At 39.5% G+C, this 25,018-nt stretch carries 32 protein-coding genes and 2 pseudogenes; 18 read left to right on the plus strand and 16 right to left on the minus strand.

Going from position 1 to position 25,018, the window contains the following annotated elements:
- Window positions 1-869 precede the first annotated feature (869 nt).
- Window positions 870-2,132, plus strand: coding sequence for a tyrosine-type recombinase/integrase (locus JZ784_RS04855; protein WP_346314002.1), 1,263 nt, complete (start codon window positions 870-872; stop codon window positions 2,130-2,132).
- Window positions 2,133-2,145: 13 nt separating this feature from the next.
- On the opposite strand, the gene JZ784_RS04860 is transcribed toward JZ784_RS04855, so the two are convergent.
- The 16 genes from JZ784_RS04860 to JZ784_RS04935 all read right to left on the minus strand — a co-directional run bounded on the left by JZ784_RS04860 (window position 2,146) and on the right by JZ784_RS04935 (window position 11,798).
- Window positions 2,146-2,415: a helix-turn-helix domain-containing protein gene (locus tag JZ784_RS04860; RefSeq protein ID WP_346314003.1), complete on the minus strand. Its 270-nt coding sequence runs from the start codon at window positions 2,413-2,415 to the stop codon at window positions 2,146-2,148.
- Window positions 2,412-2,615: a hypothetical protein gene (locus JZ784_RS04865; RefSeq protein WP_346314004.1), complete on the minus strand. Its 204-nt coding sequence runs from the start codon at window positions 2,613-2,615 to the stop codon at window positions 2,412-2,414. The genes JZ784_RS04860 and JZ784_RS04865 overlap by 4 nt, the downstream gene beginning before the upstream one ends.
- On the minus strand, window positions 2,608-3,165 hold the full coding sequence (locus JZ784_RS04870) for a hypothetical protein (RefSeq protein ID WP_346314005.1): 558 nt from the start codon (window positions 3,163-3,165) through the stop codon (window positions 2,608-2,610). Before JZ784_RS04870 ends, JZ784_RS04865 begins: the two co-directional genes overlap by 8 nt.
- An 8-nt stretch (window positions 3,166-3,173) precedes the next feature.
- Window positions 3,174-3,458, minus strand: a complete 285-nt coding sequence (locus JZ784_RS04875; RefSeq protein WP_346314006.1) for a hypothetical protein — start codon at window positions 3,456-3,458, stop codon at window positions 3,174-3,176.
- Window positions 3,458-3,652: a hypothetical protein gene (locus JZ784_RS04880; protein ID WP_130148848.1), complete on the minus strand. Its 195-nt coding sequence runs from the start codon at window positions 3,650-3,652 to the stop codon at window positions 3,458-3,460. Before JZ784_RS04880 ends, JZ784_RS04875 begins: the two co-directional genes overlap by 1 nt.
- A 29-nt stretch (window positions 3,653-3,681) precedes the next feature.
- Window positions 3,682-4,896 carry a hypothetical protein gene (locus JZ784_RS04885; RefSeq protein ID WP_346314007.1) on the minus strand — a complete coding sequence of 405 codons (1,215 nt, stop codon included), beginning with the start codon at window positions 4,894-4,896 and terminating at the stop codon, window positions 3,682-3,684.
- 15 nt (window positions 4,897-4,911) lie between these two features.
- Window positions 4,912-5,649, minus strand: a complete 738-nt coding sequence (locus tag JZ784_RS04890) for a hypothetical protein (protein ID WP_346314008.1) — start codon at window positions 5,647-5,649, stop codon at window positions 4,912-4,914.
- 11 nt (window positions 5,650-5,660) lie between these two features.
- A complete protein-coding gene (locus tag JZ784_RS04895; protein WP_346314009.1) occupies window positions 5,661-6,248 on the minus strand; it encodes a hypothetical protein in 588 nt (195 codons plus the stop codon).
- The gene (locus JZ784_RS04900) at window positions 6,245-6,517 is read right to left on the minus strand and encodes a hypothetical protein (protein WP_346314010.1); all 273 of its coding nucleotides are present in this window, start codon (window positions 6,515-6,517) and stop codon (window positions 6,245-6,247) included. The genes JZ784_RS04895 and JZ784_RS04900 overlap by 4 nt, the downstream gene beginning before the upstream one ends.
- Before the next feature lie 307 nt (window positions 6,518-6,824).
- Window positions 6,825-7,163 carry a hypothetical protein gene (locus JZ784_RS04905; RefSeq protein ID WP_346314011.1) on the minus strand — a complete coding sequence of 113 codons (339 nt, stop codon included), beginning with the start codon at window positions 7,161-7,163 and terminating at the stop codon, window positions 6,825-6,827.
- 123 nt (window positions 7,164-7,286) lie between these two features.
- Window positions 7,287-8,153 (minus strand): DNA adenine methylase, encoded by an 867-nt coding sequence (locus tag JZ784_RS04910; RefSeq protein ID WP_346314012.1) that lies wholly within the window; start codon window positions 8,151-8,153, stop codon window positions 7,287-7,289.
- Window positions 8,154-8,180: 27 nt separating this feature from the next.
- Window positions 8,181-9,905, minus strand: coding sequence for an AAA family ATPase (locus JZ784_RS04915; RefSeq protein ID WP_346314013.1), 1,725 nt, complete (start codon window positions 9,903-9,905; stop codon window positions 8,181-8,183).
- A 390-nt stretch (window positions 9,906-10,295) separates the two neighbouring features.
- Window positions 10,296-10,598 carry a hypothetical protein gene (locus JZ784_RS04920; protein ID WP_346314014.1) on the minus strand — a complete coding sequence of 101 codons (303 nt, stop codon included), beginning with the start codon at window positions 10,596-10,598 and terminating at the stop codon, window positions 10,296-10,298.
- 27 nt (window positions 10,599-10,625) lie between these two features.
- Window positions 10,626-10,841, minus strand: coding sequence for a KTSC domain-containing protein (locus tag JZ784_RS04925; RefSeq protein WP_346314254.1), 216 nt, complete (start codon window positions 10,839-10,841; stop codon window positions 10,626-10,628).
- Complete coding sequence (locus JZ784_RS04930) at window positions 10,828-11,007, minus strand: hypothetical protein (protein WP_346314015.1); 180 nt, start codon at window positions 11,005-11,007, stop codon at window positions 10,828-10,830. The genes JZ784_RS04925 and JZ784_RS04930 overlap by 14 nt, the downstream gene beginning before the upstream one ends.
- Window positions 11,008-11,042: 35 nt before the next feature.
- Window positions 11,043-11,798: a S24 family peptidase gene (locus tag JZ784_RS04935; RefSeq protein ID WP_346314016.1), complete on the minus strand. Its 756-nt coding sequence runs from the start codon at window positions 11,796-11,798 to the stop codon at window positions 11,043-11,045.
- Window positions 11,799-11,915: 117 nt separating this feature from the next.
- On the opposite strand from JZ784_RS04935, the gene JZ784_RS04940 reads away from it, so the two are divergent.
- The 17 genes and pseudogenes from JZ784_RS04940 (at window position 11,916) to JZ784_RS05020 (ending at window position 24,972) form a co-directional block, all read left to right on the plus strand.
- Window positions 11,916-12,164, plus strand: coding sequence for a hypothetical protein (locus JZ784_RS04940; RefSeq protein WP_346314017.1), 249 nt, complete (start codon window positions 11,916-11,918; stop codon window positions 12,162-12,164).
- Between the two features lie 50 nt (window positions 12,165-12,214).
- Window positions 12,215-12,664 carry a phage regulatory CII family protein gene (locus tag JZ784_RS04945; RefSeq protein ID WP_346314018.1) on the plus strand — a complete coding sequence of 150 codons (450 nt, stop codon included), beginning with the start codon at window positions 12,215-12,217 and terminating at the stop codon, window positions 12,662-12,664.
- Window positions 12,665-12,709: 45 nt separating this feature from the next.
- Entirely contained in the window at window positions 12,710-12,922 is a 213-nt protein-coding gene (locus tag JZ784_RS04950; protein ID WP_346314019.1) for a hypothetical protein, read from the plus strand.
- 51 nt (window positions 12,923-12,973) lie between these two features.
- Entirely contained in the window at window positions 12,974-13,453 is a 480-nt protein-coding gene (locus JZ784_RS04955) for a hypothetical protein (protein WP_346314020.1), read from the plus strand.
- A gap of 62 nt (window positions 13,454-13,515) precedes the next feature.
- Window positions 13,516-15,204 carry a DNA cytosine methyltransferase gene (locus tag JZ784_RS04960; protein WP_346314021.1) on the plus strand — a complete coding sequence of 563 codons (1,689 nt, stop codon included), beginning with the start codon at window positions 13,516-13,518 and terminating at the stop codon, window positions 15,202-15,204.
- Window positions 15,201-16,064 (plus strand): replication protein, encoded by an 864-nt coding sequence (locus JZ784_RS04965; protein WP_346314022.1) that lies wholly within the window; start codon window positions 15,201-15,203, stop codon window positions 16,062-16,064. The genes JZ784_RS04960 and JZ784_RS04965 overlap by 4 nt, the downstream gene beginning before the upstream one ends.
- Window positions 16,061-16,666 carry a restriction endonuclease gene (locus tag JZ784_RS04970; RefSeq protein ID WP_346314023.1) on the plus strand — a complete coding sequence of 202 codons (606 nt, stop codon included), beginning with the start codon at window positions 16,061-16,063 and terminating at the stop codon, window positions 16,664-16,666. The genes JZ784_RS04965 and JZ784_RS04970 overlap by 4 nt, the downstream gene beginning before the upstream one ends.
- Window positions 16,663-16,767: pseudogene (locus tag JZ784_RS04975) on the plus strand (DNA adenine methylase); the annotation flags it as partial. The gene JZ784_RS04970 and the pseudogene JZ784_RS04975, both read left to right, overlap by 4 nt.
- Window positions 16,768-16,844: 77 nt before the next feature.
- The gene (locus tag JZ784_RS04980; protein ID WP_346314024.1) at window positions 16,845-17,336 is read left to right on the plus strand and encodes a hemerythrin domain-containing protein; all 492 of its coding nucleotides are present in this window, start codon (window positions 16,845-16,847) and stop codon (window positions 17,334-17,336) included.
- Window positions 17,337-17,733: 397 nt separating this feature from the next.
- On the plus strand, window positions 17,734-17,829 hold the full coding sequence (locus tag JZ784_RS04985) for a hypothetical protein (RefSeq protein WP_346314255.1): 96 nt from the start codon (window positions 17,734-17,736) through the stop codon (window positions 17,827-17,829).
- Between the two features lie 137 nt (window positions 17,830-17,966).
- Window positions 17,967-18,236 carry a hypothetical protein gene (locus tag JZ784_RS04990; protein WP_346314025.1) on the plus strand — a complete coding sequence of 90 codons (270 nt, stop codon included), beginning with the start codon at window positions 17,967-17,969 and terminating at the stop codon, window positions 18,234-18,236.
- Window positions 18,237-19,672: 1,436 nt separating this feature from the next.
- On the plus strand, window positions 19,673-19,858 hold the full coding sequence (locus tag JZ784_RS04995) for a hypothetical protein (protein WP_131275614.1): 186 nt from the start codon (window positions 19,673-19,675) through the stop codon (window positions 19,856-19,858).
- 70 nt (window positions 19,859-19,928) lie between these two features.
- Window positions 19,929-20,241 (plus strand): annotated as a pseudogene (locus JZ784_RS05000) (hypothetical protein); the annotation flags it as partial.
- A gap of 353 nt (window positions 20,242-20,594) precedes the next feature.
- Window positions 20,595-21,149 (plus strand): RusA family crossover junction endodeoxyribonuclease, encoded by a 555-nt coding sequence (locus tag JZ784_RS05005; protein ID WP_346314256.1) that lies wholly within the window; start codon window positions 20,595-20,597, stop codon window positions 21,147-21,149.
- Complete coding sequence (locus JZ784_RS05010; RefSeq protein ID WP_346314026.1) at window positions 21,149-21,850, plus strand: helix-turn-helix transcriptional regulator; 702 nt, start codon at window positions 21,149-21,151, stop codon at window positions 21,848-21,850. Before JZ784_RS05005 ends, JZ784_RS05010 begins: the two co-directional genes overlap by 1 nt.
- A 3-nt stretch (window positions 21,851-21,853) precedes the next feature.
- Complete coding sequence (locus tag JZ784_RS05015) at window positions 21,854-22,714, plus strand: hypothetical protein (protein ID WP_346314027.1); 861 nt, start codon at window positions 21,854-21,856, stop codon at window positions 22,712-22,714.
- A gap of 86 nt (window positions 22,715-22,800) precedes the next feature.
- Window positions 22,801-24,972 (plus strand): hypothetical protein, encoded by a 2,172-nt coding sequence (locus tag JZ784_RS05020; protein WP_346314028.1) that lies wholly within the window; start codon window positions 22,801-22,803, stop codon window positions 24,970-24,972.
- Window positions 24,973-25,018: the final 46 nt, after the last annotated feature.

The following is a 25,018-nucleotide window of genomic DNA, read 5'->3' on the forward strand; positions in this document are numbered from 1 at the left end:
AATAATACCAGATTAGCTATGTTTTTGAAAAATAATTATTATCTAGATAGTTAGGCATTTGGTTATATCTCTTGTAACTCTAGTTTGTTTGTATTTTCACTTAAACTTCAGCGACTAGTCATTAAGACATTGGTTCAGGATTTTGCATAAGTAAAGCGCCGTGGCGCTTTACTTCATTTCAGATTCTCTGAATTTAAATAATCTTCTAATACAGTTCGACGAGATAATGATGCATGCTTTTTCCTCTAAGGCTTGTTGTTCTTAACTTGTATTTTTGTTCAAGCTGAATTTGATTTTGTGCCATATAGTATGATGGCTAACTGCAATATCAGCTATTATAACTGTCAATATTCTCCCTTTTTCAATGGTCCATAAACCTGTTAAAGAAATTCTAGAAGGATGGGAACTCTGCAACCGTTGCAGATATGACATTCATGTATTCATTATAGATGCGCTGGGCATCAAATCCACATGAGCGATACCAAATAGAGGACCGCCTAAATTTGAATAAGTATACAAATTTTGAAATAATTTAATTAAAATAAATTTGTATACTCATTTGTATACAGTACGAATCCTAAATGCACCAATTCACTACATTGCCGTACAACTTAAAAAAGTCCATAAGGTATTGTATTTACAAGGTAATATAGTTGAATGCAAGGCTTTCCAATCCAGTTAAAACTAGGTGGATTCTACTTTTTCTATAGTGGTACTGTGGATTTATATAATTATTAATATTTAATAAAAACAGTAGGATATGTTAATTTTAATAAGGGCTTTATAGGGTGAAATACATGCTTGTAGACTATTTGTAGACTGCTGAGAAAAGTGATTTAATCTAGGCATGTAAAGGTTTTGGAAAAGTCATGAAACTCAATAAATCTAATGTCGATGCTATTCCATTAACTGATTCTGGTCAAAAAATATATCGTGATAGTGAGTTGATCGGGTTTGCTGTGCGAGCAACGAGTAAATCCAAATCGTACATTATTGAACGTCGCCATTTAGGTGAATTGCATCGGGTAACAATTAGCAAAACAAATGAAATCTCCGCAGTTGCTGCAAGAGCAAAAGCGCAGATGATTCTTGCTCAAATTGCCAACGGTGAGTATGTAAAACCAAATAAGCAAAACTTGGCCAATAATCCGCTGGATTTGACTGTAGGCGAAGCACTGGAGATTTACATTCAGCGCAATGACTTTAAACCCAAAACCATTCGCCAATACAGGAAGTACTTTGAACTTTATTTAGGCTGGTCCAAGAGAAAAATATTTGAAATCACGAAAAATGAAGTTCTTGATAAATTTTTGGAAGTTTCTGCGCTTAGCAAGTCTTCAGCAAATGGTGCAGTTTCATTATTAGGGACTCTTTGGAAATATGTGCATGTACTGTACTCGACCGATGAGGCTCAAATCTTAAAATCAAATCCTGTTGATGTGATTGCAGTAACCAAAGGCTGGAATGTAATTGAGCGTCGTGAGCGACACCTACATAAAGATATAATTCACAAATACTACAATGCTGTACTCAATTACCAAGATGAATTGAATCTTGAAAACACAGCGCGATCCAATACGCATAGGGATATTATCCTATTTACTATGTATACGGGTTGTCGGCGTCAGGAGGTCTGCCAGCTCAAGTGGACAGATATTAATTTCAGAAATGGCACAGTAATCTTTAGAGATACTAAAAATGGATCAGATCATAATTTCCCAATAGGCGATCATTTGCTATCTGTTTTAAAAGACCGCTATTTACTTAGGGAAAATGACTGGGTTTTTCCAGCTACAAAGATTTCCACATCTAAAAATATGCATGCAACAAAGGTAGATACGTTGCTCAATAGAATTGGTACACAAGTAGACTACTATGTATCTATGCATGACTTTCGAAGAACATTCGCAACTATTTGCAACTTATTAAGGTTTAATATTTACGTTACCAAAAGGTTGCTAAACCACACAGCCAAACCACGTCTTGATGTTACAGGCGGATATGTACAAATTCCAATGGAAGAGCTCAAAGCCTCAATGAATATGATTGAGGCGGTGTATCAAGAGAAAATAGATTGCTTTAATTACGAGTCGGTTTGGGATGAGCGGTTAAAAGAAATAAAGGCGGGATAATCCGCCTTTTTACTTATGAATATTGCGCCGTACAGGTGACTGTTCGGCTTTTTTCATATTCGAGCACATCGCATTTTTTATAGGCCACACGACGCCCGATTTTTGTATATGGCAATTTAGAACCTTCACATCGCATACGGGCTAGGGTCCATGGTGAGCAACCAAGATACATAGCAACAACTTCATGGCCAAAGTTCTGATTAGATGGAGCATTGATAAAGTCTTGAAGCGCCTGGTCCTTTTGACTATTTTCAATACCATTCATATTGCGTAATGCCATCATGACACCTCCTTCAAACTACGCTTCACAGCTGCAGGCAACTCATCTGCAGCAGCCAATTTTTCAACACACAAGTGATAAAGTACTGTCACAAGCTCAGCCGGCAATGTTGTCGTGTAAAACATTCCTGATAGATGCCGCGGAGCCAGTTCTTCGCGGAACTCTTCTAAAAGTTCGATTTCAGCAGGAGATAGTTCAGTCATTGGCTGGCTCCTGTGCTTCACTCAAGTACAAACTTAGAATTTCAGTTCCGATGTCATACTGTGTGTATTCGCCATTTTTATGATCATCAGCACTTACAACACAATCAACCGACCATTCAGCTTGACCCACCACAATTCCATATGCGAGTTCATTAAACTCACCCATTTCCGCAATGTGATTACCATCTGCAACTCGGTCACGATATATATCAAGATCAGCTTCAGCTGCATTTTTTGCTTCCTGCAAAGTATCATGATACTGAAATCCATCCCCATTAAAATCATGGCTAAAGAATTTATTGTGTCCAACTGGCACCAAAACAAACCCTTCCGGCACCCCTTGAGCTTTGGCAGCCAGCCAAGTTTCCCAAAGTTGGTGCGCTTGGGCTTCCATCCACCAAACTTTACAATCTTCCTTTTCTAAAATAACGTGTTTAAAAGGGTCCGAATTTGAGTGTGATTCAGCCCAGACTTTTACAACCTGAATTTTCAAGATTTCAGTCTTAAAATTTTCAATTTCAGCAATCAGCTTTTCTTTCTGAATATCCATCACGCCACCTAAACCTTTAATTCGCCGCGTTGTTGTTTAAGCACTTCAATCAATTTTTCTACCGCAAAGTTAATTGATTTTTTAGCGCCATCAGTTGGGAAAAGCTGAGCATATTGGCCCATGCCTAACCACATCATTGAGAAAGCAAATATCCTCGCTGATTCCTTATCTTGCTGGTTCATCTGTTGCAACATTGGATAAATAACAGCTTTAAAAATTTGTTCAGCAATTTCGTCAGAGGTGCCTTCAAATTGAGTTAAGTTGATTTCCATTTTTTGTTCTGAAATTTCCATCACGCCTCCAAATACCCTTCAAATTCTTTGTATAAACGTGCCGCAATCTTATTTAATTTGCCATTAGCCAAAATGACTGCACCGCGTGGAAAGTTTTGATTTACCGTTTCGCAGTAAAACTGTGTTTCACCAGATGCTCGGCATACCGCGCGATATCCAATTTTCACCAGCCAGATCATGAATGCCTCAGACATGAGCAGTGAGATACGTGTGACTTTGGGTTTCAAGAAGCCACCTCACTGCCTTGAGATTCCAGCTCAAAGCGGCGGCGTTTCACATAGCCCATGAGCTTTGGCTGAATATCAACATGTCGAGAGGACACTTCAATTTCCAAACAATCCAATTCAGTTAAATCTTTAGCATTTTGAATTTGCACCATCAATGACGGCGGCTCTTTTGCTTCAGCACGCTCAGGCGGATTCAGTTCATTCAAGCGTTTATGAATGGCATCAAGCAGAGGCTTGCGCTGTGTTTCACTCCAAGATTTGGTATAACCAGTCAGGGCAGTGGCCTCTGCTGGTAATGCTGCATTGGCTGCGCGCTGCAGCAGATCATCAAGAATTTTCTGATATTCAAGTTCAGCTACATCAGCTAACTTATTTTCAGCGACTAACTTTTCTGCTTCTTTCTGCAGACGTTGAAGATTTTCAACACTTAAATTTTCCGGTTCAGGATCAGATGCATATTGCTCAGGATCAAGTTCAAGCAATTTAGCTTCAGTTAGTCTGCATAAGAGCTGCTGATCTTCACGCTCAAGATGTCCGTTTGCAAAAAATACTGGGCGCAATCCCAGAACAGCTTCAGTAGAAGTGCATGCATCAATCTTTGCCGTGAATTCTTCGATAATTTGAGCAGGATCAGTTTTGATTTCAGCAACATCTTCGATGGAAAAAGCAGTGCGGCTTATTGGTGCTGGTTTTGTTTCGGCGGGCACAGTGACATCATCAATTAAACCAGCTGTATTTCCTTCAGCTTTATTCGATGTAGAATTCTGTTTATTCTGCTCCCAAGGCAATAAATTGTCCGGTACCTTTGATGCAGGAGCTTCAATAGATCCACGGCTAACAGCTATCAATGCATTGGCATGAGTAATGGCATTCTCTTCATACAAGTGAACCAAACCGCGGGAAAGCAGGCTTAAGTCGGCGTCTGAATTCTTCCACTTAAAGCCTTTGCTTAATTCAGCCGTCAAAATGGAAGGGGTAAAGCACAGAGTGCCTTTGCTTGGGCAGTCAATAATTGATTCTGGCACTTGCATTGCGCCAATGGTCATGTAGATGACAGCAATGCGGAATTCGAAATCTTGATCAATAAAAACAGTTGCAGGGAAGTTGCGAATCTCATCAAAATCTAAATCAGAGGAAACATGACGACATTCAATTTTTTGACCCGCAGTCATGGCTGCAAATGCTTCTGTACCTGAAAGAATAGGGTTCATTGTTTTATCCTCCAATTAACTATGCATGCTGTTTGGCTGCGGGTTTTGATTCTGCTGCGGCGGTGTATCTGACCAGCTCATTTGATCTGCGCGGGCGCGGCAGGCTTGCCGGATCTGATTGTTAAATTTGGTATTGCCAAATGTATCGATGGCTTTATCTAAGGTCGCAGGGTTCTTGGCGTTGCGAATAGACACCAAAGCATCTTGATAGCGTTGCTCTAAAGGTTTTTGTTGTTGATTATTGGCTTGCTGCTGATTTTGCTCATTTGATGGCTGTGACTGATTTTGATAATGCGCAGCCGCCATTTCCTGATATTTCCAATCATCCCAAATGCCTGAGAAGATATCGCCGGCAAAGCCTATAAAACTTAATGCTTTGACCATTGCATCAGTGACAGACTTTTTGGGCGCATCTTCGTCATAGACCATTTTTCCTGTTTGGGTTTTATACATGGCCATCGTGCCGCCCATATGTTCTACAGCGCATTTTTTGCCATCCTGCATGTACCAAATGCGCACAGTGGCATAGTGCATCATCGTTTCTGGATTACATTGCTGAAAACCTTGCTGCACAATCTCGATGCCCCAGCCAAGACCGCAAGGTCCAAAGGTTTCAGTAGCACGTTTCACCAGCCAATAAGGCTGCGGAGATGAGCCTTTATATGATTTACCGGTAATAGGCTTAACTTTTGAAGGATCTGTAATAGAAATTGAATTCCACAAATCCATATTCGACGTATTTGTATTTGTCATGATAATTCCCCTTACTTGAACGTATTGCCAGAGGCATCAGTATTGTGTTTTGCAATCTTGTACTGCTCACACTCATGGCGTGACTTCCAGCGCGTAAAGCTATGGTGTCGGGTCACACGGTCCAGCTTGCGCTGCGGGTTCACTACACTTTTAACTGCAGTTTGAAAGGGCAGAGAATTGACCAGATCTGCTGGAGCGGCTTTATGCATGCCGCTTTCAACTACCACTACGCAATTTAACCAGGAGAAAATCGGGGCATTCTTTTCAAATACGTTGCGGTCGAAGCCTTTGGAAAAGTCTGCAGAAACCTTGATGATGTATTCGGTACCATTCACATCCACCTTATAGCCATGGCTTACACGGCAGATGAAGCGGGCAGTAATCTTCTGTGTGCCGAGTACTTCGTTTACATTGCGGCGGATCCAAGACTTTGCAGAAAGTGTGGCTTCGTCTACGCGGTTGAGTTTACCTGCAGTATTTAGGATGTAGACTACATTGTGCTTCACGCAGTAAACCGTGTTGCCCATATGAATGCGGTGGAAGCCTGCAGCATCAAGGCCTAAGTCTTCGCGGAATGGTTTATCAAAAGTCTTGTTCATTTCCCGCCTCCGAACTGCGCTTGATACTGAACAGCCTGCGCATGCTGACGATCTACATCATTTGCACAGCCGCGGATTAAGAAAATCGGTGTAGAGATGCAAGCAATAACAATTGCTCCTGCTATTAAGTCTTGGCCCCAAGCTTTAGCTTTCTGAATGAAAGTAACTTTCATCTCGGCAGGTGTAGGGTGCTGGTATAAACGCGCAGTTGTTTGGCTTTTGTGAGCGCCAGACTGCGGTGTATTGCTATGTGATGATGGTTGGTTCATAATTGATCTCGCAAGTTGCAAAGCCCTGATCCCGTCGAAAGTCTCAGGGCTTTTTTGTTGTTCATGAGGTGTAATTTAGTATTTACTAAATATTTAGTCAATAGTTTTGCTAAATAAATTTAGCATATTGTTTAGTAAATGGTAATATAGACAAAAGAAAACCCACCGTGGTGGGCTAGAAGTTTAAAAATGAGAATTATTTTTTTTGGTTGTAGAAAATCGCTAAAAAGATAGCAACTAAAATTAATACAATAATAATTACATATAGTTCCATGGCTTCACCTATAAGCAATATATAGCCTTAAGTTTAGCACTTAATCACGAATTTTTTCTTGTAGTAGTCTAAAGCTGACTTTAGGTCAGCCAGTAGCTTTACTTCTGTATATTCATTAGGCTGAAGCTTCAACAGAACAGGCATGTAATTAGTTTTGTACTCTGCGGGATAATCCACACAAAGAATTTTGGTTTTTTCATCCTGAGGTGTTTCAGGACTATCCAGCTTATCTAGATAAGTCCCGATAATTGCATCAGACTTTTCAAATTGGGCTGTAGCCGTGCTAATTTCTTTAGGATCTTCGGCCAGCTGCTTTTGGCAGCCGGTGATAGCAAGGGAAAGAAGTAGGGTGGTGAGTATTATTTTTTTCATGGTTAGTCTTGTTGTTTTAGTGAATAAATTATAAATCATAACGCCTAAAAGAAAACCCACCGTGGTGGTGGGTTGGATTAATCTTAGAGTGGTTTTACATGCACCATTATAAAGCTTGGAAAGTTAACCTGTAATTCTAAGTGCTATCTGCTGGCTTGCAATTTTTACAGGTTCTAAAGAGTTGCAATAAATCATAACTTCAGAACCTTTAGTTTTATAGTATGCGCTATAGTTCAACTCATAATCTTCTTGGCGATAACCATAATAAATCTGTTTAATCTCTTTGCAGTTATCATAAGAAACAATCCATTTGGTTTTTACATTATCCAAGACCTTACGTATTTTTACATGATCATCATGGTTGTAAAAGTTGCGATACAAGCCTTGTCCTTTAACATAATAGGGGGGGTCTAGATACACAAGTGAATTTTCAGGTAATAAATTATCAACCAGATGCAATAGCTCGAGCGCATCGTAGTTATACACCTTAATGCGATCTTTAAATAAGCCTATCTTATTAATGCGTGCGGCTAAACTTTCTTTATTGAAACGAGCATCGAGCTTGTAGTTCCCATCTTGATTTTTCCCCCCAATGACGCCGCCTTTTAATATTCCTGATCGATTTGTCCTGTTTAAAAAAAAAGTAGCGAAACCATGCTCTAGCTGACTATGATTGTTGGGATCTGATAGGATTGCTTTCTGTTTATACCATTCTTCAATGGTGATATTTGTATTAGACAATAGCTCTAAAAAACCGTCTGTATCATCTTTCAAAGATTTCCAGAAATTAAATACAGCAGGGTCATAATCATTGATATGAATATTGTTGCAATAGTTGTTAAATAGAAGATCTAAAGCCACACCAGCCCCCCCAGCATAAGGCTCAAGGTAGTCACCATTTAAGTTATTGGATTGCATAAGATCTTTAACAAACGGGGCAAACTTTGCTTTGCCGCCAGGATATCTCAGTGGTGTGTGGTATATAGTCAAAAAACACTCCTATTAATAAGCCTAATTCTAAGTGTTTTCATACCAGCTTTCTACAAGATGTGTTGGCACACCCTTATTTTTTGTAAGAACGAATTTTGTTGAAGTCACTAATCTTTCACAAAAACTGTCCTTAAACTCTGGATTTTTAAGGACTAAAATCCTAAATGGATTCAATAATGAACCGCCTTTGATGAGAGTTTGAATCTCAGTCGACTTGAAAAAGTTCTTAAAGAGTTGTCTCACTCTATCTTCTTCGCCAGAGGAGTATTTTTTTTCATCAATGTATGACTTTAAGGAAAAATCAGTAGCTACATTAAAAGGGATCTTTAATTGATTATTGATAGCAGTAACGGATAGCATGTTATGAAAAACATCTTTTGTGAATTTAGCTTTATTGCTCCAATAACTATCATCCTCTGGTAATGTGAATAAAAATTCAAAAAGTAATTGATCGGGTGGTAAGTTACCAGGAAGCTTAATCACATTTTTGTGTTCTTTAGTGCTGATGTCTTTTTCAGGTACATCACCATCAAAAACAATTAGACTAAGCTTATTGAACTCGGGAACCTTTTGACGAACTAGCTCTATATAATTTCCACACCCCATCGAGATTTTGCTCATCAATTTCAAAGGTTTTTTCAGTTTTCTTTGAGTGACCAGTGCATTAAAAAAAGCCCGAGCCTCATCATCTTCGAAATATACATGTGTTTCAGGAAAGGATAAATCATTACTTATATCTTTCATTTTTACACTAATATCAGCAAAAACATCAGTCCAAGAAATGTTTTCTAAGACTTCAATTCTATTTGATTTATTTGATAAATATATCGTTTTGAAGTTTTTATGATCTTTTTGTGAGAGTTGATGATAATCTTCAATTAAAATTGGAGAATGAGTGGTAATTATAATTTGTAGATTTAACTCTTTAGCATACCTATTAAGAATTTCTTTGAGTTGGTATTGAGCACCAGGAAAAAGCCCTGCATCTGCCTCATCAATTAGTAACATACCACCATGATAATCTGGATATTCTTGCTTTAACTTCTTAAATGAAAAAATTGCCTGAATAATTTGACCTGCATTATCTTCTCCAGCTGAGATGGCTTCATGATCATAAGCATCGGAGTGTACGGCTGCTGATTCAATAAATCCAGTTGTGGAAGTAAATTGGGTTCCAGTTGACTTACATAAAAGCTGATTATTTATCCTAATAAATTCTTCTGAATGTTCTTTTAAGAATTCTAAATCCTTAGTTTCATATTTAGCCCTGTGAGCAATGGGTATTAGACGATTTAAACTCAAGTAAATTACTGGATGAGTTACATTGCGGCTATCATTTTTTGCATTGGGAGTAACTATGTTATTCCTAACAATTGCTCGTGGTAAGCGACGATCTTGTAGCTTATAAAACTTGAGTGTTGGATTAATTATTGCGTTAAAATAAGCATCATACAATGTATAAGATGCCTCTAATTCACCTGCGAAATCAAATTTTTCAGAGAGTCTAAAGTGATCACTGAAATTGGATTTGAATGATCCTGAGTGTAATGGTGAATACTCTAATTCGGTATTTTTTACGTAATCCTTACTGAAGCTAAATATCTGAGCTAAAAGACCTAAAATAGTAGATTTTGCAGTTCCATTTTTACCACAGATTACGGTGACTCTTTCCCCAAATGGGATAGTAATATTCTGAAGAGCCCTAAACTTCAGTACATTTATTTTATGAATTTTAGTAATCTTATTGCTCATAATTTAGTATTACTCATTTTCAAATTAACTCGTGCAAAAGTCGATATAATTTCATCAAATTTTAAAAATAAGGTTACAACTCTAATGTGCAGCCTTGGCATCTATTCTAATTCAACATTACCCAGCCCGCTTATCAAAAGATAGCCTATAGCCTCATTTAATAAAGCACACTTCAAAATTTACATATGATTCTCGTTAAATCCCATCAGACCATGTAATTTCAGCTACATGAGTCCCATACACCTATCAACTGCTGGTCTCAACTATTACCTATAGTTAGTAAATGCTAAGCATTGTAATATTTGATTCACCTCACCCACTCCAAAATATTCTCCCGATCTGTTCTAAAGGACTGCGTCGGGTTCGCAGTTCATCTAATTAAAAAGTGATTTACACCTCAGAATACCTTTCTAAAAATTCATCTATCCAGCCTTGCGCCACTTCAAGGTTGGTTATGTCAACCAACTTTAGATTGGTCTCTTCTGCTTCGTTAAAGCCCTCAATGATCGCCTCAAAGATATTTGCTTCGTTTATGACTTCACGGGCCATTTCCGCAGCGTCATAGCTTTGCTTGGCCTTTTTAAGCGCGGCTATTTGCTTATCAATGCCATCACCGATTTTACCCAGCGCTAATTTAAACTCTTGACGGTTGATTGTTAGTGCAGTTTTAGATTTATTGAGTGTTGCAATCATTACGCTTTCCCATTCTAAGAATTTTAATTACACAAATAGCTGAATTCGCTTAAATTTTTTGTTTGCTTCAATATGGCTTCTATAAAATTTATCCCTGTCTGTCGAATCTATGAAGTCTTTAAAGGTACTGGCTTCAAGAAGCTTATAAATAAACCTCTCGCCAGTCCTAAGCACCACTGTTAACAAGAAGTGCTGATAATGCACATGACTGATATTACGGGAATTAACTTCAATTGTTTGTATCAAGTTTATTTGCCATTTCCATAATTTGTCTTTCGGATTCTAGATATGTTTTTACCCATATATAAGCGCTTGTTAGGTCTTTACATAACGGGTTTTCAATATACTTTTGAGCTATTGTGCCTTTCGTAAGTTCCACTGCTAAGGCTTCTATAGTTTCCTGTTTCATTTTTATCCTTGCACCTTTATTTTATTGAACTATTTTTAAGGTTTTACCAATGCAAGCTCTAAGCGGCCAACAAAGTTGATTTCGCTTAATTGTTCATTGGTAATGAATTCATCTGGATAGCGTTTTTTATCAGGATTATCGCTAGTTAATTTCACGGTATTGGAACCATAGCTGACAAAAACACGCTTCATTCTTAATTCATGATTATGTGTAAATACATACACATTCCCATTTTTTAAAGAGTTTGGATCTTTATCTGATATATCAACAAATAAGGGGCTATCTGGCGCAACAGTTGGATACATGCTGTATTCAGCAGAATAGATAATTCTTAAATGTTCCGGCTTTGTCTGTATACCCATAATTTTTAAAATGTATGGATCAATATCCAGGTATTCACTCACATCTTCCAGAAAGTTCTCAATACCCGCACCACAAGATGCTTTGATATCTTTATAGATAGGGATGCGCACATTTGTTGGTTTTGACTCACCGCTTCTAAATTCGATAGGGGATATTTTTATACCCCCAGTAGAACCTGCCGACTGAGTAGTCTCGTCGGTAGATGGATTTTCCTTATCAAGCATTCCTTCCGCCCAGCCAACCTTCTTCTCAAGGTTTCGTGCTGCGCGCTCACCAAAGCTCCCATGCCCATTTATTAGCTGAGAAATATAGCTTGGGTTTAAGTCGTAATGCTCACAGAAAGCCACATCAGATTTAAGGCCCAATGATTTGATTGAAGCATCTATAGCTGTGCGCAAGTTTTTGCGTCTTAAGGCGATTTTTTCCATGTTTAGTATTTCACCTAGTTTTTAGTAAAAAGTAAATTCGCAAATACTAAAGATTTGTTGACATGTTTGATCTTTAAAATTAGTATTTACTAAATATATTTACCAAAGGGGATATAAATGTCTTCCTCCAACACGGAACAACTAAAAGCTTACTTCTCAAAACTCACGCTGGAAGCTCGTAAAAATTTTGCAAAAGATTGTTTAACAACAGTTGGAAATCTACAGCAGATCATTTACGTGAATAAAAAGTGTGGCGCCCCATTAGCAATACGAATTGATAAAGCTACCAATGGCCAAGTTTCTTGCGATTCATTATGCCCAGAAGCAGATTTTAATTATCTGAGAAATCAGCAGATTCCGGCATAACCAATTATCACTCGGGCAATGTTTTAAATAAACGTTCTAAAGGGTTGTAAATGAACATATTAGACGCTGTATATAACACCGTTCACGACTATCCGGGTGGCGCAAATGCTTTAGCTCCACGTATGGGAATCAAAAGCCCAGCTGTCCTAAACAGCAAGGTAAATCCAAACACAGACACGCATCACATCACGCTGCTTGAAACATCAAAGCTGATGACGTTAACGGGTGATTACCGCCCATTGCACAGCCTAAATGCAGAGCATGGGAAAGTGGCTATTGATTTGCCGCAAATACCCGAATGCCGTGATCTCGCTCTTACTGAGCTTGTATTGGGGATAGGCATTGGTGGTGGCGATATCACATCTGTTTTTAGAGAAATGATGATGGATGGGCGCATCACGAGCGGAGAGGCAGCTGACATGTCAAAAGTAATTCATGCGCTGCATATGGTTTTAGCAAAATTAGATGCGCAGGTTCATGCCTGTGTAGAAAAAGCCTGATGGATGAGATCAGGCTTTAGCAATTCGAATCTTGAGGGATTGAATATGAGTACAAATTTAACACAACACCCATGCACTAACAAGTGCAGCAATTTCAAAGAAGAACAGTGCAACAACTGTTTGATTGAACAGATTGAAAAGCGGGAATTTGATTTAGGCCTTGCGCCTGATGATGCCTATGAGAAAGGTGGAAAATCCATTCTTCAAGGGATGGAAGAGTCATTTAACGAAGTATTTGGCGTATCAACACTGCCATAAAAAACCCCGATGTATCAGATCGGGGCCATGTCCAACCACAGGTAAATGTTTATGAACGAAATGATGTTAACACATGACCGGCAAACGCAACAATTTTCTGCGAATGATAGCCAAAAGACTGCGCGTTATATGGATGCAAAAGCTGCTTCTAAAAAAGCGCTGCGTGATGAGCTTGCCAAAGTAACCGCAAAATTTTTAGAGAATGGCGGCAAAGTTGTGGAAGTACCAGGCTTTAAAAACGTAACGCATAAGGAACATAGCGTTTTAAATAATGATGCTGAAAATGCTGGTTTTACAAAAGTAGCAAGAGTTATTCGGTGGGTGAATGAAGATTTGCGATTAATGCGCAGAAAGCAGCTTTCAATTCATGCTGGTATCGGCAAGAACAGAATTTATGCCATCACTGCATCAAACCCGCATGAACGTTGTGCTATGAGCAATGCGGAATATAAAAAAATCGCAACTGCTATGGAAATTATTGAACGTCATGAACTCCAAGACATTCAAGATGCTGCGGGGGCTGTTGCATGAGTAAGCCTAAACCAAAGCAAAAATACAATCCAAGCGGCATTTCTTAAGGGTTGGGTATTCACATGACAACTTTTGTAAATTGCTTTAAGTCTTTTAATACTCAATTTGAATTAAATTTTTCTGAAAAAATCATCATCGATTTCTTTGCAGGCGGCGGCGGGGCAAGTACTGGCCTTGAAATGGGCCTAAACCGTCCTGTTTTTGCAGCCGTGAATCATAATCCTAAAGCTTTATCGATGCATGAGATAAACCATCCTCATGCAAAACATTTTGTGCAAGATGTATTCGCTGTAGATCCGGTTGTGATTTGTGAAGGGCGGCCAGTTGGCTGGTTTCATGCGAGCCCGGATTGTACGCATCATTCACAAGCTGCAGGTGGGCAGCCGCGTAAAAAAGAAATTCGTGATTTAGCTTGGGTGATACCTAAATTTGCCGGAAAAGTAAAACCGGACGTGATCTCGATGGAAAACGTTAAGCAGATGCTCAATTGGGGGCCATTGATTGCTAAGCGCGATAAGCAAACAGGTCGCGTTATTACGCTTGAAAAAATTAAAGTAGGAAATAAGACAATTCACCGAGTTGCAGAGTCTGGCGAGCATGTGCCGCGACACAATCAATTTTTAGTGCCTAACCCTAAGTCAAAAGGTAAAACTTGGAATCACTTTATGAAAAGTCTCCAAGGGCTAGGCTATGTCGTTGAATGGAAAAAGATCAAAGCAGCTGATTATGGAGCGCCGACCACACGTGAGCGTTTATTTTTGGTAGCTAGATGCGATGGTAAGCCTATTGTTTGGAGTGAGCCGACATTTAGTAAAGTGCCAAAACGCGGTCAAAAAAAATGGCGCAGCGCTGCAGAATGCATTGATTTCACAGATTTAGGAAAATCTATCTTTGACCGTCCAAAGCCACTTGCTGATGCGACATTGAAGCGAATAGCCCGCGGCTTAAAAAAGTATGTTTTGGAGTGTGAAAAGCCTTATTTCGTAAATCTTACAACTCCATTCATCAGCAGAGATTTTGGTACATCAACCGGTCATGAGATTACTGAGCCGCTTGCAACTACAACTTCAACATTTGGCGGGCATAGCTCGTTAGTTTGCCCCATACTGGCGCCGTATTTAACTGAATTTGCAAATGCATCACAGCAGCGTAATTGGTCCATTGAACAACCATTATCAACGATCTGTGCGCAAGTAAAAGGCGGGCATCACGGATTAGTAGTGCCAATGCTGATTCATGCAGGACATGGAGAAGGAACTCCTGATAAACCACGCTGGAGCAGCGGCTGTGACAACATCAATGACCCATTGGGAACAATCACGACAGCCGGCGGACGAAGCCTAGTTTCAGCAGTGCTGAGTAAAGAAAATTTAGATGGCGCATTACGGGTTGCTTCGTTCCTGATTAATTTTTATGGAAATGGCGATGCTCGTGATATTACTGCGCCGCTCGATACTGTCACAACAAAAGACCGGCTTGCATTGGTCACTGTTTGGATCAAGGGAGAGCCGTGGGTGATTGTTGATATTTGCATGCGTATGCTGCACCCAAAAGAGCTTTATAAAGCGCAGGGCTTTCCTGAGGGCTATGTAATTGCTCATGGGCATGATGGAACCCCATTATCCAAAAAAGACCAGGTGCATATGGTCGGTAATTCAGTTTCTCCGATGCCGATGGCAGCAATTGCCGAGGCAAATAATCCGTTTATAGATAAGACTGCAAATCCTGATTTGTATGGAGTAAAAGCATGAGTAATTTTATATCAAACGCATTCATGCTCCCCAACGATTTAATTGACAAAGGATACATGGCTTTGATGAAGGGTCCAGCATTAGCCTGTTACCTCTTTATTGCGCGTAAAACACGTGGTTGGAACAAATCCACAGATAGCATCAGCGTATCTCAATTAGTCGAAGGAACGGGCTATAACAAGGACTCTGTTCTAAAGGGATGTGACCGTCTTGTTGAGTTAGGAATTATTGTGCGGACATCGTTTGCAAATCAGCCTGCAAAGTATGATTTAACAGACAGCATTTTTGCAGTCGATATTTTAGATAGCGAAAAAAACGCCGTCGAAAATATAGATAGCAAATCGGATTCTGCAGTCGATATTTTAGAGGGGGGAGTCGATATTTTAGATAGCACGCAGTCGAAAATATCGACCCACAATAACAACTATAAAACAACTAATACAAAAACAAATATTAATACGCCTGAAGAACAGAAATCTATTCGTGTGAAAACGAAAAAAACAAATGCAGATAAATTTGACTTCAAATCATCATTGATCAGAAATGCTGTATCTGAAAAAACTGCAACTGAGTTCATGCAAGTTCGTAAGGCAAAAGGCGGAGTGAATACCGAACGCGCTTTCAAACTTCTTGAAAGCCAAATCGCAAAAGCAAATTTAACTTTTGCTCAAGGCATCGAGTATTGCTTAAACCGTCAAAAACCTTGGGCTGCTTTTGAAGCTCAATGGTATTTCAATGAGCAAAATCGAACCACGCAAACACTGGTACATAACCAACAGCCTTTGCAACGCCGTCGCTTTGGCAGCAGTCAACAAGAGCAACCAGCAATGATGCAAGATATTCAAGGAGAGTGCATATGAGCAATATTCAATTATTTGAAAGTGCATTTGCTGTTGATTTCCCTGTTGAAGTTGCAGACATGGTGCTTCAGCGGATGAGTGATTTATACGGCGCAGCTTTCACGAAAAATTTTGAGGTTTATACCAACGAAGAACTTCGCCATTTAGCGTGTACAGTTCTGAATGGTCTAACCCCGGCAGATATCACACGCGGTTTAATGCGGATGAACTCAGAGGAATGGTGCCCGAAAAACTTGCCTACATTTCGTAACTGGTGTGAACAGGGTGGGGACTGGTGGACGGCTGACATGGCATGGGCAAAAGCAATGCAGTTTGAATCAGATCCACTGACAAAGATCACAACACTGACCAAGCGTGCACTTGAAGAAGTTCGCCATGTGTTGGCCGCTGAGGGACAAAAAACGGCTCATTTCGCATTCAAAGATATTTATGTTGATTATCTGCGCCGTGCAAAGGCAAAGGGTATATCGCAAGAAATGTGGGTGAAGCCTAAGGCACCAAAGCAACTTGATAACCATGAGCGCAATCATACTAGTGTTCCATGTCCGCCTGAGCTGGCGGCGAAGATTAAAGAAATAGGTCGTATTGGAGGTGGAGTTTGAAATTAGATCATCCTTTAATCAGACACCACGGCGGCAAATTCCACCTAGCACATTGGATTATTTCTCAAATGCCAAACCATACTTGGTATACAGAAGTATTTTAAATCCAACAAAAACAAACAATCATCTATACGGAACTCCTTAATAATTGGATTACTTATTGAGGAATAAGATAATTATGAAAATTAAACCTAAAGATGATTTAGTGCCCTCTGATATTTTTGAAGCTCTACGTGAAAGTCATATTATTCAAAGAGATCTTTCTGAAAAGTTAATAAAAACTTCTGGTGATACTGAGGAAAGAAGGAATTTATTTGAATTGTTAAAAAATGAATTATTTGCACATGCAGTTGCGGAGGATCGTTATTTCTACATTCCTTTAATGATGACAGATCAAGGACTAAATATTACACGTCACGCACTTTCAGAGCATCATAAGATGGATGAGTTGTTAGAACAGCTAACTGAAACTGAATTTAGTAATCATGGTTGGCTTTCTATAGCAAAGAAACTCTCTGAAACAGTTCATCACCATTTAGAAGAAGAAGAGCACAGTTTCTTTCAACAAGCTGGTAAAATTTTAGATGATAAGCAGAAGATTCAATTGGCTAAAAAGTACAAGTTTGAATACTTAAAATATTTGCAAATAAATAAGGATAGTCTCACCTAATGGATGTCTAAACGTAAATATTTTTTTAAGTGTGGCTATTTATCACTAACAGCTCGGTCATTGATCGGGCTTTTTGGTTGAATAATCACAAAAAATCTACGTGATACCATACAAGTTTAACTGAAGGTCTATATTTCTAATACTTTGTGAAGAGCTCTCAATGTTAAGTTTATAGGCACAAGAAGAATCTTAAAATAATTAAAGTAATACAGTGCATTGAAAAAGCTTACTGAATTTGGGAGAGTTTAGTAGGCTTTTTTATTTACATATAGAACAAAAGATCATCAAAAGTGGATTGGAAGTACACAAGGCTGGATGATAGGTTGATATTTGTATTTTCCAAATAAAGGAGTACGAGGTGAAATCATTAGCTTTATTTAATGTTGGACTAGTTTTAATTTTTGCTCTAGGTGTAAGTGCATGTCAGGGCGAAAATGATAATAAACAGCAAGACAAGACCACTACACCACATTCCATAGATAAAGATTCATAATTAAATCTGAAATCAAACCTAATTACTGATTAGGTTTGTTATTGCACCAAAAGTGAACATCTTTAACACATAAAGTTTCAGTACTATTCTTAGTTTCATGTACTTAATGGTGTCCTTGTTAAAAAAAGATAAAGAAAATGAATGATGATCCTCGTTACTATGCGCTTCAACAAATATATGGTTTTGTAGCGGAAAGACCTGGATTCAGAACAAAAAATAATTTTGAATTATTGTTAGAATTTTTTACGGAAATTAATGAAGATTTTGATAATGGAATGAAATTTGATTTATCTGAGAAGATAATTGGTAAATTTGGTAATGTCACAGTAATAGATATCAAATCAGCGCCTCTGTTAATAAATAAAGACGAGTTTTTGAAATGGTTATATTTGAAAATGTATCAATAGTATTTAGCTGTATTTTTATGCATTTTTAAGTTTAAATTTTAATCCCTATATTTACATAACGTGGATATTTGGTTGTTAGCTGTTCAGTCTTTAATTGGTTTAAAAATGAATACAGCTGGCATCCAGATTTTAATTCCCTCGAATTCGCTGATTTTAAAACGATCTGGGGCAGCAGATTCAAACAATGGCATTGTTGCCCCAATTGAGTATATTGAAATTTCATATATATTTTATTATGATAAGTCCATTGATTGATAAATTTTTTCAATCATTTTGTGGTGAAAAAAAGTTGGCGGCCCGGAAAGACGGGCATTAGATTTAAAGTTTATATACCCGCAGCCCTAATCTAGCGGGTATTTTTTTTGTATACGAAATCCCATCCTCAATTTGAGTGTGGGATTTTTTATTACCTTAACCCTTGGCATTGGGCTTATTACCCAGCATCAATGCCGCCTGATGCAATGGAGCGGTTAAAACAAAAGTGTGAAGAGTCTCTAAAATAAAGGTCTTATAGAAGGCTAAATTAGTTGTGATAAGAGTTTGATTAATTATTAATAATGATAATTATTTGCATTTATTGGTTGATTCGATTAGAATCAATGCCAATAATTAATACTAATGTGTTTTTTAACCCAGCCTACCATTCTCCAGAAAGGCTGGGTTTTTTGTTTTTATTAAAAATAAATTTTTGATTTGGTTGGGTATTTTTTAATATGTAATATTGTGCCAATGTAAAGTTATTTGATTGATTGGAAAATAAATACCTAGAAGCTTGCTAACGCTTCTAACACCCTGTCGGGTGTCCTTGGTTTGCCCACACGGTTTTTTGTGTGGGCTTTTTTTTGAATGGGGTGATTGAAGTGTTTCAATTCATAAAATGCTTGTTTGGTTTTCATGGTGTGACTGAAATTCACCATTGTAAAGATGGGGATATAGGCTTTTGTCGAGATTGCCTTAAAGTTAAAGAAATAAATTAATTCGCCGAACGTATTACGGCACATAAAACCCCGCTCAATATGCATTATTGGCGGGGTTTTTCTTTTCTTATTTGGTGGTGAGTCACTGACACTTTAGCTTCATACTCGTGAGAGATAATTTTAATTTTTAATTTTGGATTGAGTTGTGTGCCATTCTCAATAGCAAATGAGTATAGTTGGCTTTAATAAATAAACATTAGCAAGATTCAAAAATATCAGCAAACATTAACTTGCTTGCTTCGGCGAGAGATAAGCAGTTTTTTTATTTTCATTTTTTAAGAATAAAAATATGAGTTAAATTAAAGAATGTAAATATTTGTTTAATGTAACATATTGTATTTATTAATTTGTGTCTAAATTTTTTAACGTAAGGTAAAATACCAAGTTCTAGGGATGGGCTAGCTTTCACTGATATGTTTAACTAATGCTATATTATGTTATTCATTATCTTGGTGAAAAATGAGTGAAATAGTTGGTATTATCATATTTTACATATTTATTTTATTGGGTTTATTTGTAGCAATTTATGGATTGCTTGCAGTTGATTATCTTCTTTTCCCAATAGGTGTTTTTCTGATTATTATTGCATTCTTGTTGAAGCTTGAATTTAAAGTACCGGTATTATTTTGGAAAAATGATGATTAGACGGGTTTAAGTGTTGAGTGATTAAGCCGCACCAGTAAAAGCTGGTGCGGTTTTTTATTGGGAGAGTTAAATGGACGCAGATGACTATTTCTGGAAAACCAAGAAGCGCCCACATAAAACCAAACCACGCTCTAAATCTTTGCCCAAGGCAAAAGAAAAATATCTAGAGGCTGAGGAAGATTTCGAACAAGCGCTCAATGTCCTGAATATCAAATACGAAAAGAAATTCCAATTTAAATCTACAAAGCATTGGCGTTTTGATTTTCATCTTATTTCAGTTGAGATTTCTGACGGGCCTTGGCCCGGTGGGCGCGGTGGGAAATATGAAAATAAGGCTTGGCGCTTCGAACGATATGCTGATGAGATGTGCCGTTGTTCGTTTAAATGGCGGTTTGCTGTTTATGTGTATGAGTGTTTAAGCCCCGGTCATAGAGCATGCGCCGTGTTTTGAATCATGGGTTAAAGAGTAGCTGTACGTTTAGCGCACAAAGTATGGTGAAGGCATCAAAATGAAGGTGCCATTACGCCAGAGCCTATTATGCTAGATGTATGAACAATCCAGAATTGCAGATGCAGCAGGAAACTTGTGCACTTTGCATAAATAGGGGTGAAAGTGAAAAGTAGTCGCAGTGCATGGGACATTTGGGCAAAAAGCAATGCTGGCTCATTCTCAGATCCTTTTGAAGTGAAGAAAACAAACCGCGCAGCGCGTGAACGCCGTGCGCTTGGAAGTGACATCATTTATCCATGTTCATTGAAAACTGAAGTGGTTAATGAAGACTCTGTACACCGTGGCAGCACGGGCGGGATTGTCATCACCGGGGACAGTTTCATTACAGTCAAATTGCCTTATGGGGTTAGCGCCAATGATATTTGGCGCGCAACGATTGATGAGAATGGAAGACAGAGAAACAGTCTTTCGGTTAGTGCTAAAAAATTTAAGAAAAAGGTGTATGAGACTTACGCGCCAATATTCAAAGCCCTGAAATGGAAGGCATTGAATGAAGAGTGTGAAGTGCGCCTGATGGTGCAGCCGCCACTAAAAACCCGCAATTACAGCGCTAAAACCTATCCACGCTTTGACATTGACAATTATCCAAAATTATTGATCGATTCGCTGAAAGGCCGAGAAATGCTTTTTAAAGATGACAATATTTTTGTCAGTGAAAAGATTGAATTTGCAGAGCCAACACAAGACGGCTGTGTATGGCTTTCATGCATCTTAATTAAAGAAACGAATTGGCTTGAGAAAAAAGTAGATTTTGATTGGCTTGCAGGGAGAATCGTGTAATGGCTAAGAAATCAGATTTGGAAACCCGGGCATTGATCGGCCGCAAACTCGCTCTGGCGCGCGAGCGCAGTGGCATGCTGCAGCATGAGGTCGCAATTGAACTGTTCGGTGTTGAGCAGAAAAACCGTATTTCTGAAATGGAGAACGGTAAAACGCTGCCGGATGCTGAGTTGCTGCTGGTGATGTGTAGGCTTTATCGAGTATCCGTTGATTGGGTGCTGGGCTTTACAATTAATCCAGAATTGAATGAAACAGAGTCAGTTGCAGGTGTGATTTTTAATAGTTTTGGTGAATTGTTAGCAGATAACTTAAACGCAGTAACATTTCAAATAGCTTTACTGTGCTCTAAGCATATCACCAGTTTTCCTAAGGCGCTGTCGCTCCAGCTCTTAGAGAAATCAAAAGTAGTTTCCAATCAATATGTGGATTTAATGGGACATGGCGGTGATGACAGATTAAAGCCGTTCATTATGGAATTACTTCAAGTAATTAAAGAATGTGAAAAGGATCAGGCCATACAGTTCAATTATTTGGCAAAAGGGTTGGAAGATATATTTGAGCGTGATGAAAACAATGTGCAGGAGAAAATTTTACTTGATCTTAAAAAATCGAGAAAAACACGCTTTGCGCAAACAACATTGCCGAAGGATGGCGACAGTGTCCGGCAGCTGGACTTTTTAGACGGGGCGGAATTAGGTTAATTTATGGCTGTACAATCATATCCGCAGGTAGTTTGGGATCGATTAAAGGCGGTGTATGAATCATCTCCTAAAATGACATGGCAGCAATTGGTTGATTCAGTCGCCGAAGAACTTGGCTGCGAGATGCCTTCCGCATCTGTTGTACGCCGTAAAGCATTAGCAGAAAAATGGAAGAAGAGTGCCAAATCACTAGTCAAAAAGAGTGCCCGTGAGCTCAATAAAGAGATTAAAAAAATGACTAGTCAAAAGACTGGTCAAAAAAGCTCACAAGATGATGATAGTACAGAAAAAAACAATACTGAAAAGGACGTCAAAAATGCGTCATTTTTACCTGCTTCAACTAGTCAAAACTCGGGTAATTTTGATTCTGATGACAGAGTGCAAAAAACTAAATTAACCTCAGCTACCATCATTAAGAAAAACCGCAATCGATTGGCTGATTTAGGCCAGCTCGCTGGCGATACGATTGATAGCGTGATCCACATTCGCGATGAAGTGCTGCAGATCGATATAAACGCGCCAGTCACTGAAGAGACAGAACGCATTATCAGTAATGTAAAGTTCAAAATGGGTTTAATCAGCCAAATCGTTGATCTGAATGTTAAGCAAAGTATCACATTGACGAACATAGCCCGGTCAGAGGCATTGTTCTGGGGCTTTGAACTGGAAGACCTCAAAGATCAGTCCGAGGTGCAGGCACGGCGCTCTGCGGTTGTTGCTGGAGCTGAGCAGAAGCTGCTTGAGGCAAAACAGGCGATGAAGGAAGGCAAACTTGCTGCATTTCAGCGTAAGCTTGAAATTATTGAGGCAGGTGAAGTAGATGATGATGGAATAACAGTTATAGATGGAACTGAAGTTAATTAATCATTTTTGATGTCGATGGAACAGGCAGTCAATGAGCTACTGCCAATACTTCAAAATCACTCTATGTAAAAATAGGGTGATTTTTTATGTCAAATTCTTCAAGTGGTTTGCAATATGACGAGCTTGGTTTTCTGATTGGCTTAAAACAGACTGGCCGCGATGTGGCCAAGATTGATAAAAATGTTGAGCAGATAATCAGCCTCCTGGAGCAGGCATTAAATGCTAAGGCAATTCAATATCAGCAAGCATCGCAGCCTAAGCTGAGCGCATTGGCGCAGGCCTTGCAGGATGCACAGCGGCAGCCCGTCAGTGTCGAAAGCTTGATGAAGGATCAGCGGCAGGCCACTACTGCGATGAATCAAGTGCTTGAGACGGTTGAAGACATCGTGGCTCAAGCGGCTAAGCCTGCAAACCGTAAAACCAAGCCTACATTACCCGCAATTCAAAAAGAACCTATCATCATTGATTCGCAAGAGAGTATTGCACGCGAGTTGGGAGCAGACCGCCAGCGTGATTCAAATGGCCGCTTTATTGGATCTGGCCAACAAAGTGGAACAGTCTTAGGCAAAATTACGCAAACGATAGGTACAGCAATAGCCAATGGCTTAAACAGCTCCCCGCAAGGAGTAGACCCTACTATCGATGCCATTAATGAGGTTGCCTCTGTATTGTCGCCGGTGAAGCGTGCAGCGGGCTTTATGCTGCGGCCGCTGTCCGGGCTGATGAAAAGCCGTAAACGCAGTGAGCCATTGCCGAAGGAAGAGAGCGAACATAACAAGAAGCAGATTAAGATGCTGCAGCGGATTGCAGATAATCTTTCATCTAAGGGAGGCCTGCTGGGCGGCATTGGTAAACTTTTAGGTGCGGGTGGCGGCCTTTTAGGTGGATTGCTGGGAAAAGGCGGTAAAGGTTTAGGAAAAATTCTTAAATTCGGTAAAGGCATACCGGTTTTAGGCGCTTTACTCACGGCACTTTCATTCAGCGACTGGAAGAGCCAAAGTACTAAAGAGAAGGGCGGCACAGTCGGCAGCCTTGCAGGCGGAACAATTGGTGCTGTAGCAGGTAGTTTTCTGGGCCCGGCTGGAACCCTTATAGGCGGCATGGCCGGCGCTTGGATCGGCGAAAAGCTTGGCAGTACTGTTGCGCCGTACTTTAAGGAATGGACTGACAGCTTAAAGTCAGCTGATTTACCTGGGCTTTTGAAAAGCGGCTGGGACAGCTTTATCGATTTGGCGAAAAAGGCTTTTGACATAACACCGGTCGGACAGAGTGCCAATTTAATCAAAGGCGGATATGACTGGATAAAACAAAAACTCTTTGGCAACAGTGGCGGTACATCGCTGCTATTCCGTAAACAATACGGCGGTCAGGGTTTGGATGCACCTGCACAATATGGCGGGGCGTCTTTAAATTCGTTTTCAGCGAGTGAATATGCACCAATATTAGATGAGATTGCACGAGGAGAATCAACCAAAGGGGCATTTGGTACATCTGGATACGATGCCGTATACAGCGGCGCTCCGATCAGGCCACCTAAACCCATCTCACAAATGACTTTTGGTGAAGTTAAGGCTTATCAAAAGCAACTGATTAAAGCAGGCTCAAAATCAACTGGAGCAGGGCGGTATCAGAATATTTGGAATAATGGGGCATTTGAGAAAATGGCCAGCCAAGCTGGATTTAAAGACAGTGATATCTACAACGCGGAAAATCAGGATAAGCTGGCAATTCATTATGCTGGCGGGAAGAAGCAGTTAGACGAGTGGATTAGGACTGGGAATGCGGCAGCCTTAGCAAACAAAACCTCACAACAGTGGGCAGGGGTGAAAAATGCGCGTGGCGTTGGCAACTATGATGGTGATGGGTTGAATAAAGCCCGTCATGGTGGCATTGATGCAATGCGGAAGGCCAGTGAAGAAATTTTAAATAACAGAAAACAGTCTGCGAGCTCAAAATCGCCAGTGAATAACCAGGCTGCATCAATCGTAAATAGTGCGAAAAATAATACGGCTTTGTTGGCTACAAGAACTGCAGTCACACCTACGATTGCGCGGACAACATCCTTAGTTTCATCATTTAGCCCACCTAAAATCAATACTCATGTTGAGCCAGCTAAAGAATATCTATCCTCTCCAAGCCCTCAGCAAGTCGTTGTTGTGAATCAAAACAATGGAACCATTAACCAAAATGTAAGTGATCGTTTATTTGCCCACGCTATTACTGGTGGTTTGGGTATGGGGGATGCGTGGAATGGGTAGGAGATTAGGCTCTACCATGATGGCCAAAGCCAGATTATGGTGGCCC

It is taken from the genome of Acinetobacter sp. CWB-B33, assembly GCF_039655955.1.
Lineage (GTDB): Bacteria > Pseudomonadota > Gammaproteobacteria > Pseudomonadales > Moraxellaceae > Acinetobacter > Acinetobacter bouvetii.